Origin of the sequence: Paraburkholderia sp. (assembly GCF_026225065.1) — a bacterium.
In the GTDB taxonomy this organism is placed as follows: domain Bacteria; phylum Pseudomonadota; class Gammaproteobacteria; order Burkholderiales; family Burkholderiaceae; genus Paraburkholderia.
Window position 1 is genome coordinate 1 of the sequence record NZ_JAMFSB010000083.1, and the last position, 8708, is coordinate 8708.

Genomic DNA, 8708 nt, shown 5'->3' on the forward strand with positions numbered 1-8708 from the left:
GTGTCGCTATCGAGGTATTCCGTGAAAGGCGCGATCGCCGACGCAACAACCGGCGTACCGCAAGCGAGCGCCTCGAGGACAACCAGTCCGAAACCCTCGCGCACCGACACCATCGCCAGAACATCCGCGCTCCGGAACAGTGCGGGCATCGCGGCATCTTCGAGCGGCCCTGTGACGACGATGCTTTCTTGCGGTCCGATGGATAGGCCTAGTCCCGCCGCACGCTGGATAAACCGCCGCGTGTACGAATCGTGATCGAGCAGACTGGCGCCACCCGCGACGACCAGTTGCGCATCGGCAAACACCGCACGCACTGCGGCAAATGCATCGAGTAGCGCAAGCGTGTTCTTGCGCGCTTCGACGCCGCCTACCGCGAGAATCAGCGGGCCTGTTCCGAGTCCCAGGCGTTGCCGGATGGCCTCGTCTGTGGGCAACATAGGCGAGGTGAAACGTGTTGCATCGACGCCATTCGGCACGGTGACCGCAGCGATTCCGTAACGGCTGAGCATTTCACCCGTCCACGTGTCGCTCACGCATAAAACCTGATCCGCGTCGCGGTACGCGCGTTCCTGCCATGCCGCGAGGCGCGGCTCGTCGAAATGATCCAGATGATGCACGGTACGCACGAAACCGTGAATCGCACCTTCCTCCTTGAGTTCCGCCAACGCATTGCCGCTGATGCTGTCCTCGGCGTGCAAGACATCGAACGCGCTCGTGCCGTGCTCAAGCACACTGCGTTTCAAGGCACGAATGCGCGCATCGACCAGCGCTACAGTGCCGGCTTGCGACCCGATCACCGGCGCATACACCACGCGACAAGGCGGCGTGCGAAATAGCGTCTCGCCGTTCGTAGCTGGCGCGAACACGGTGACATCATGGCCCTGCGCGCTGAGTGCGCTCGCGAGTTCGAGCGTATGCACCACGCCGCCGCGCGGATTGACCGAATGCGTTAGCAGCCCAATGCGCAACGCGCCCGTGTTCATTGCAGCACCTGATCCGTCGGGACAATAAACGGCTCGCCGCTAAAGTCCCACAACACGGCAGCGTCTTCACCGCGATGCACAACCACCTCACGCGATGCATCCACCGTTCCAACCACGGCGCAAGTTAGCGAACGCGCCACGAACTGGGCCTGCACACGCGCTACGTGTTCTTCCCGTACCGCGAGCAGATAACCGTAACTCGGAAACGCGGTAACCCAGCGTGCCAGCGGCACATCGGCGGGCTTGGGAATCGCGTCAAGATCGATGCGCGCGCCGACCCGCGAGCATTCGAGCAACATCAATGCCGTGCCAAGCGTACCCGCCATGCTGATGTCTTTCGCCGCGTCGCACAGCCCACTCTCGGCCAATTGCGGCAGCAATTCCAGATCGTCTCGCAGACGCGCAGCCGGCGCGCCCACCGAAGCATTCCAGAACGGATACGGCTCTTCGAAGCGGCCACGCAGATCGACCGCCATCAGCAGCCGGTCGCCGGGCCGCGCGTTGAAGCTCGACAGCAGCGCTTTGGCGCGCCCGAGGATCGACACCGCCAGTTGCGCGTGATCGCTACGCGCATTCGTGTGCCCACCCACAATCGGCACCCCGTACGCTACTGAAGCCGCCGCCATCCCCGCGAGCACCTCATGCGCCGCTTCGATGCCATTACTCCAGAGTGCATCCACGACCGCGAGCGGACGGCCGCCCATCGCGTAGATATCGCTGACGTTGACCATCACGCTGCTGTAGCCCGCGAACCACGGCATTGCCTGCACGAAGTCGCTGACCATGCCTTCGATAGCGAACAACAGGTACTCATCACCATCCTGCAAGGCCGCGCAATCGTCACCTACGGCCACCGCCTGACCGAGATCGCCAGCGCCGCCAGGCAGCCGTCGCGCCAGCGAGGACACCACGCCGGCGATATCGGTCTTGTGCCGGAAGCCGCGGCTCTCGCGCAAGCTGGCGACGAGATCCGCCACACTCATGACGCGCTCCGCGATTTCGCAACAAAGCCGCTGCGCGGTGTCGCGCACGGCGGGTAGTGTTCGAGTTGCGCTTGCATCAGATGATGCGGACGCCCAAGCATCGTCTCCTGCGCCAGCGCATCCCAATGCAGCGCCTGAAACATCGGTACGTTCTGGCTCTGCACGTGGGCGAGAAACGTCTCGCAGCCGAGTGCATGAGCACTAGTCACGGCAAGCCGGATCAGCGTCGCGCCGATCTTGCCGTGACGTCGAAACGCCGCGTGCACCGCAAGCCGTGAGCCGTACCACACGCCCGGCGCCTCCTGGTGGATGCGCACCGTGCCCACTACCTGTTCGGGCATGCCGGCAATGCAGCTCACCGCCACCAGTTGCTGGGCACGTTCATCGACCTCGTCGCGATCGTCACCGACAAAGATGCCCTGCTCGATGCAGAACACCGCACGCCGCAGCTTGTAGGCCCCCTCAGCTTCCCACGGCAGCGTGGTCCATTTGATGCGGAACTCGGTCGGCGTGTATAGCACCGGCGTGAGATCGAGTTCTTCGGATGCGCCCGCAATCGCTTCGCCAAACATGATCACACCTCGTACGAAGATAGCGACGAACAGGCGCCGCACTTACCGCAACCAGCCTTGATGTCGCTAGAGCGCATCTCCGCTTGAGCGAGCATCGCCCCGAGCGGCTGCAGAACCGACTTCATGAATTCAGGCGTAGGCGCCGGATGATCCTCTAACGGCGTGCCGCTGATCGGCACGAATGGCACGACAAACGGATAAACGCCGAGCTCGATCAGCTCGCGCGACATCGTCAGAATTGCCTCGGCCGTATCGCCGAGTCCGGCGAGGATATAGGTACTCACCTGGCCGCGTCCAAATACGGCCACTGCCGCCTTGAACGACTCCATGTAGCGCGACAGCGGGACGCTCGACTTGCCAGGCATGATGCGTTCGCGCAATGAAGGGGTTACCACTTCGAGGTGCATACCAAGCGTATCGATGCCGCTCGCTTTCATGCGGGCGAACCAGCGGTCGTCGTCCGGTGGTTCGCATTGCGCCTGAATCGGCAGATCGACAGCCGCGCGGATCGCAAACGCGCTTTCGCACAGGATCTGCGCACCGCGGTCGCTGGTGGGCGGCGTGCCGGTGGTCAGCACCATATGCTTGACGCCGTCGAGCAACACAGCCGCGCGCGCTACCTCGGCGAGCTGCTCCGGAGTCTTGCGAGCAATCGTGCGGCCTGCCGCCAAAGACTGGCCGATCGCGCAGAACTTGCAGGTCTTGCGACGGCTCTCGTAGCGGATGCAGGTCTGCAGCACCGTGGTCGCCAGCACGTCGGCACTATGCAGCGTGGCGATGTGCGAATACGGCACACCGTCGAGCGTCTGCATGCCATAGAAACGCGGCGCCTTCGGAAAGCTGATATTGGCGATCGGAATCGTGCCACGCAGCAGCGAACTGGTGCCGCTCGCGTCGGCTGGTGCCGCGACGAATGGAGAATGCCACGCGGTGTTGGTATGCACCGGCACCATGATGGTCACGCCATCCACTGTCACAGCCTTGTGGTCCGACGGCCCAGCGCCACCGCGCCGGCTGGCGACGCCTGTACCCGGATCGGCAAGCCGCAGGCCGACCGATTGCAACTCAGTCATCAATTGCCGGCTCGCGGCTGGCAAGGTCTCGTTGGCGTTCATCGCGGCATCCCGTGGTTGAGTTGAAATCAGTGCCGGTTTCAGGGGCAAAAGCGTTGGCGGAGGCGCCCCATGACGGCATCGGCGAGACGGTCGTGGCCGGCCGTTCGTTGATCGCGAGGCTAAGCAGTTCGGGCCGCGCGTAGTGGCCCACCGAATCCATCATGCGTTTGCGCTTGGTGATCAGCGCCATGTCGAGATCGGCGATCACCATGCCCTCACCCTCGCGCAGCGGCGTAGCGAGATGCTGCCCTTCCGGCGAGACGATCGCCGTATTGCAGCCGCCGCGCAGCGCTTTCTGCAGACCCGTGTCGCTGGTAATCGAAGCAATCTGCGCTTCGGTCAGCCACCCCGTCGCGTTGACGACGAAACAGCCCGACTCCAGCGCGTGATGCCGGATCGTTACTTCGATCTGCTCAGCAAAGATCGGCCCCACCAGCGAGCCCGGAAACTGGCTGCAGTGAATCTCTTCGTGCTGCGTCATCAGCGCATAGCGCGCAAGCGGGTTGTAGTGCTCCCAGCAAGCGAGCGCACCAACCCGGGCATGTGCGGTCTGCACCACCTTCAGCCCTGCCGCATCGCCTTGCCCCCAGATCATCCGTTCATGAAACGTCGGCGTGATCTTGCGGCGCTTGAGCAGCAACTGGCCGTCCACGTCGAAGATCAGTTGCGTGTTGTAGAGGCTGCCGTAATCGCGCTCGTTGACGCCGAGGACGACCACCATGCGATTCAGACGCGCCCGCTCGGCCACCGCCTGCGTCACCGGCCCCGGCACCACTACCGCCTCGTCATACAGCTTCATATGATCGGCACCGGAGGCAACCGGAGGCCGCACGAACGAGAAGTACGGGTAATACGGCACGAAAGTCTCGGGAAACACGATCAGTTGCACGCCTTCGCGCCCCGCCTGATCGATTGCTTCGCAGACCTTGTTGAGCGTGCCGTCGCTACGCTCGAAGTCCGGTGAAATCTGGACCGCAGCGGCACGGACAATGCGTTTTTCAGACATGGTGATGGCCGCCTGTGCTCAGACCGTCCAGGTGTGGATGACCAGCGCGTTGTCCTTACGATGCAGAAGCTGGATGTCGAGCACGTCGAGCGGGCTGATCGGGCGGATGCCTTCGATCAGCGAAGCCTCACCGTGTCCATACAGCGCCTGCAACGCGAAGCGGCACGCATACACCTTGCCGCCTTCTTCCATGAACTTCGTCAACTGTTTGTTGAAGTTCAGATGACCAGGGAAAGCTTCGTCGCCGAGTGTCGGAAAGCCGCGCTGCAAGCCGAGCGTGACGCCTGGCCCGTAAAGCAGTACTGACGTCTCGAAGCCTTTGCGTTGCAAGCGGGTCGCCTGCAGCAGGTTGACGAAACCGATCGAGCCTTCGAAGGCCACCGTGTGAAACGTGACAAGCGCTTTTTCGCCCGGCTCGGCCTTCACGTCCTCGAAGACCTTCTCTTCGTAATCGACGAGGTAATCGCCCTTCTGATGCAGCGGTTTGTTGACGGCAGGCATGGCACTCTCCAATGTGGTTTGCGTGAACGGTAAATGTCGCGTGGTAGCACGGCGCCGCAAGACGTCTGCGCCGCGCTTACTAACGCAACGGCCGTGCCATTAAAGGCAGGCGCCGATGCGATCACTTTCCAATCAAACAGACGATCATTCGTTAAGCGCCCCGAAAAAATTTTTGGCCTGAAGCTTGCGTACAGCCAGCGCCATCAACAGAAGCGCCGTTTGCAGCGTCAATCGCACCAGCCGGGTGCGATCAAGCGATGCAAATGCGCACAGCCGGTGCAGTCATTCACCATAAACGATCAATCCGATCATTGAATGCGATCACTTTTAGCAACGCAAAAACGATGAGTAGCCCGACACATCACTGGATCAAACGCCTCGCCGAAATCCGCAAGCCCGCTTACCTCGCGATTCCCGACCTGATCGAAGAAGATCTCGCCACCGGGCGGCTGCGGCCACGCGACCGGCTGCCAGGCCTGCGCGATCTGGCCGACGAGCTGTCGCTCAACTACACCACGGTGGCACGCGCCTACGCCGAAGCGAAGAAACGCGGCCTGCTCGATTCGCGCGCCGGCAGCGGCACCTTCGTACGCGGGCGCACCGCCACGCTGCCGCTCTCCGGCGGCAGCAGCATCGAGATGACGATGAACACGCCACCCGAGCCGGCGGAGTACGCAGCGCGTTTGAGCGAATCGGCCGCACGTCTGATGGCGGATACCGATCCGTATCAGTTGCTGCGCTATCAGGACTTCGGTGGCTCGCTGGCCGACAAGGCGGCCGGCGCCGAGTGGCTCAAACGCCGCCTGCCCAACTGCCCGGCGGAAAACGTGCTGGTGTGCCCCGGCATTCACAGCGCGCTGGTGGCGCTCGTTTCGCAACTTGCGCGACCGGGGGCGATGATCTGTCTCGACACGCTCGCCTATCCGGGCATCAAGGCGATCGCGGCGCAACTGGGCGTGCGCCTGCAGGCGCTTGCACGCGACGACGAAGGGCCACTTGCGCATGCGTTCGAAGCGCTCTGCAAGACCGACAAGCCGAGTGCGTTCTACTGCAATCCGACGCTGCAGAATCCGAGTACGCTAACGCTCACGAACAAGCGCCGCGAAGCACTCGCGGATGTCGCGCTACGCTATAGCGTGCCGATCATCGAAGATGACGCCTACGCCATGTTGCCGCTGCAGGCGCCCGACACGCTGGCGAGTTTCGCGCCGGAATTGACTTACTACGTCACCGGCCTTTCCAAAAGCTTTGGGGCAGGCTTACGCGTCGCCTATCTGCAGGCGCCCACGCCACGGCAAACGCAGCGCCTCGCTGGCGCACTGCGCGCGACCACCGTCATGGCAAGTCCGTTTACGGTGTCGCTCGCGACCCAGTGGGTGATCGACGGCACCGCGCAAGAGATGCTCAACGCGATTCGCAGCGAGTCCAGAGCCCGTCAGGCGATCGCGGCACGCGTCCTTGAGGAGTGGTCCTACGATGCGCATGCCGATGGCTTTCATCTGTGGCTGCCGATTCCGGGCGTCGATGGTTGGAGTTCATCCGAGCTGGCGCTGCAGTTGCGCAATCAGGGCATCGCCGCCGTCGCCAGCGCTGCGTTTTCGACCGATGGCAATCCGCCCAATGCGGTACGCGTGTGTCTTGGTGGATCGAAGAATCGTGAAGAGTGCGAGGAGGCGCTGCGCATCATTGCCGAAACGCTTGAGCATCCGCATCATCTGCATTCGGCAATCATGTGAGACGCAAGCACAAAGAGATGCACTAAAAACAGCGCTGAAAGCCAATCAAAAGGCGATGCTCCTAACACGCCGCAACCCGGCCACGTACGCGCACGCTCAAGTTTTCGGTTGCGCCGCCGTATACCCGCAAGAGATGTCGTGCCCCGCATCAGCGATGAGGAGGCAAGACACGCTCAATAGTCTGAAGATTGACTCGCTGCAGGGTGTGACTCTACCGCCCCGCCATAAACAGTTCAAATACTCATCACGGCCCTTCCGGGCTCGCGGCGTACCTCACCGCGCCATAAAGTCCAACCGCCCCGACCGGTTCTAGCCGCCGCGCCGATGCCACAAGCGTGGGCGGCAGGCAGTCATCCGCTAAACGTATTCAGGAGTAGTAGTTGTGTCGCTTTTTAGAAATCTGAAAATTGCCGCCAAGCTGGCGTTGCTAGGCGCCGTGCTGTTGGCGGCGACGATGGTGGTCGGGCTCGAAGGATGGCATGCGCTCTCGAAAACGCACACGCTGCAGACCGAATCCGCCTTGACCCTCGAGCAATACAGCCAGGCAGCCGACACCGCCCGCGTCGCCCAGGTCGAGTTCAAGAAGCAGGTCCAGGAATGGAAAGACCTGCTATTACGCAGCACCGATGCGGGTGCGCTCGCCACTCATCAGCAGGCGTTCGTCGCGCAGAGCGACAAGACCACGGCCGCGCTGCAAAAACTCAGAAGCCAGTTGGCTGCGTTGAGCGTGAACCTCGATGGCGTCGACAATGCGATCGCCACGCATGAGAACCTGCAGACGAGCTATCTCGGCGCACTCCAGCATTTCGACGTCGCCAATCCCAACAGCCCGCATGTCGTCGACGCGCTAGTCAAAGGCATCGACCGTGCGCCGACCAATGCGATCGACGCGATTGTCGCCTCGGTCATGCAACAGGCGCAGGCTTCGAACCAGCGCATCGAACAGGCCTCTGTCGACGCTTACCACCTGGCGTGCACTCTGTTGCTGGTCGTCGTGCTGGCCGCACTCGTGGCCGGCGCCGCAGCGGTCTGGTTCCTGAGCCGCAGTATCACCGTGCCGGTAAGGCAAGCCGTGGGCGTAGCGCAAGCGGTGGCCGCAGGTGATCTACGTGCCGATGTCACTGTCGAGAGCAGCGATGAAACAGGCCAGTTGCTGGTCGCGCTCAACGACATGAATCACCGGTTGCGCCATATCGTCAGCGAAATCCGCGAGGGCGCCACGACGATTTCCGCCGCCACCCAGCAGATTGCCGCGGGCAATCTGGATTTGTCCGCACGCACTGAGCAGCAAGCGGCGTCGCTCGAAGAAACCGCCGCATCGATGCAGCATTTCACGGACTCCGTGCAACAGAACGCCAGTCATGCACGCAACGCAACCACACTTGCACAAACCGCGGCACAAGCGGCGCGTGACGGCGGCGCCGTAATGAGCGACGCGGTGCGCACGATGGCGCAGATCAACGCGGCATCGAAGCGGATCGTCGACATTACCGGCGTGGTCGAAGCCATTGCAGCGCAGACCAATATCCTCGCGCTCAACGCAGCAGTCGAAGCGGCTCGCGCGGGCAGCCAGGGACGCGGCTTCGCCGTGGTCGCAAGCGAAGTGCGTAGTCTCGCGCAACGCTCGGCGGACGCCGCGCGCGAGATCAAGGAACTGATCCGCGACACGGTGTCGACCATCGAAGTCGGCACGCAACTGATCCACCGCGCAAGCGATACGATGGATGGCGTGGTGGAAAGCGCGGGTAGCGTCACGCGCATTGTCGAAGCCATTGCAACCGCTACGGTCGATCAGGCCACCGGCATTGCCGA

General features: G+C 62.6%; 8 protein-coding genes. 2 read left to right on the plus strand and 6 right to left on the minus strand.

Going from position 1 to position 8708, the window contains the following annotated elements; all coding sequences use genetic code 11:
* The 6 genes from M0954_RS06505 to M0954_RS06530 form a co-directional block, all read right to left on the minus strand.
* Window positions 1–983 (minus strand): MSMEG_0565 family glycosyltransferase (locus M0954_RS06505; RefSeq protein ID WP_297352208.1); only part of this gene is annotated, 983 nt, incomplete at its 3' end.
* Complete coding sequence (locus M0954_RS06510) at window positions 980–1966, minus strand: sll0787 family AIR synthase-like protein (RefSeq protein WP_297352210.1); 987 nt, start codon at window positions 1964–1966, stop codon at window positions 980–982. The genes M0954_RS06510 and M0954_RS06505, both read right to left, overlap by 4 nt.
* Window positions 1963–2538: an MSMEG_0567/Sll0786 family nitrogen starvation N-acetyltransferase gene (locus tag M0954_RS06515; protein ID WP_297352212.1), complete on the minus strand. Its 576-nt coding sequence runs from the start codon at window positions 2536–2538 to the stop codon at window positions 1963–1965. The genes M0954_RS06510 and M0954_RS06515 overlap by 4 nt, the downstream gene beginning before the upstream one ends.
* A gap of 2 nt (window positions 2539–2540) precedes the next feature.
* Window positions 2541–3611, minus strand: a complete 1071-nt coding sequence (locus M0954_RS06520) for an MSMEG_0568 family radical SAM protein (RefSeq protein WP_297352220.1) — start codon at window positions 3609–3611, stop codon at window positions 2541–2543.
* A complete protein-coding gene (locus M0954_RS06525) occupies window positions 3604–4659 on the minus strand; it encodes a Nit6803 family nitrilase (protein ID WP_297352214.1) in 1056 nt (351 codons plus the stop codon). Before M0954_RS06525 ends, M0954_RS06520 begins: the two co-directional genes overlap by 8 nt.
* Before the next feature lie 18 nt (window positions 4660–4677).
* Window positions 4678–5160 (minus strand): MSMEG_0572/Sll0783 family nitrogen starvation response protein, encoded by a 483-nt coding sequence (locus tag M0954_RS06530; RefSeq protein ID WP_007181138.1) that lies wholly within the window; start codon window positions 5158–5160, stop codon window positions 4678–4680.
* 344 nt (window positions 5161–5504) lie between these two features.
* On the opposite strand from M0954_RS06530, the gene M0954_RS06535 reads away from it, so the two are divergent.
* Complete coding sequence (locus M0954_RS06535; protein WP_297352216.1) at window positions 5505–6896, plus strand: PLP-dependent aminotransferase family protein; 1392 nt, start codon at window positions 5505–5507, stop codon at window positions 6894–6896.
* A 382-nt stretch (window positions 6897–7278) separates the two neighbouring features.
* On the plus strand, window positions 7279–8708 hold a 1430-nt coding region (locus M0954_RS06540), incomplete at its 3' end, for a methyl-accepting chemotaxis protein (protein WP_297352218.1).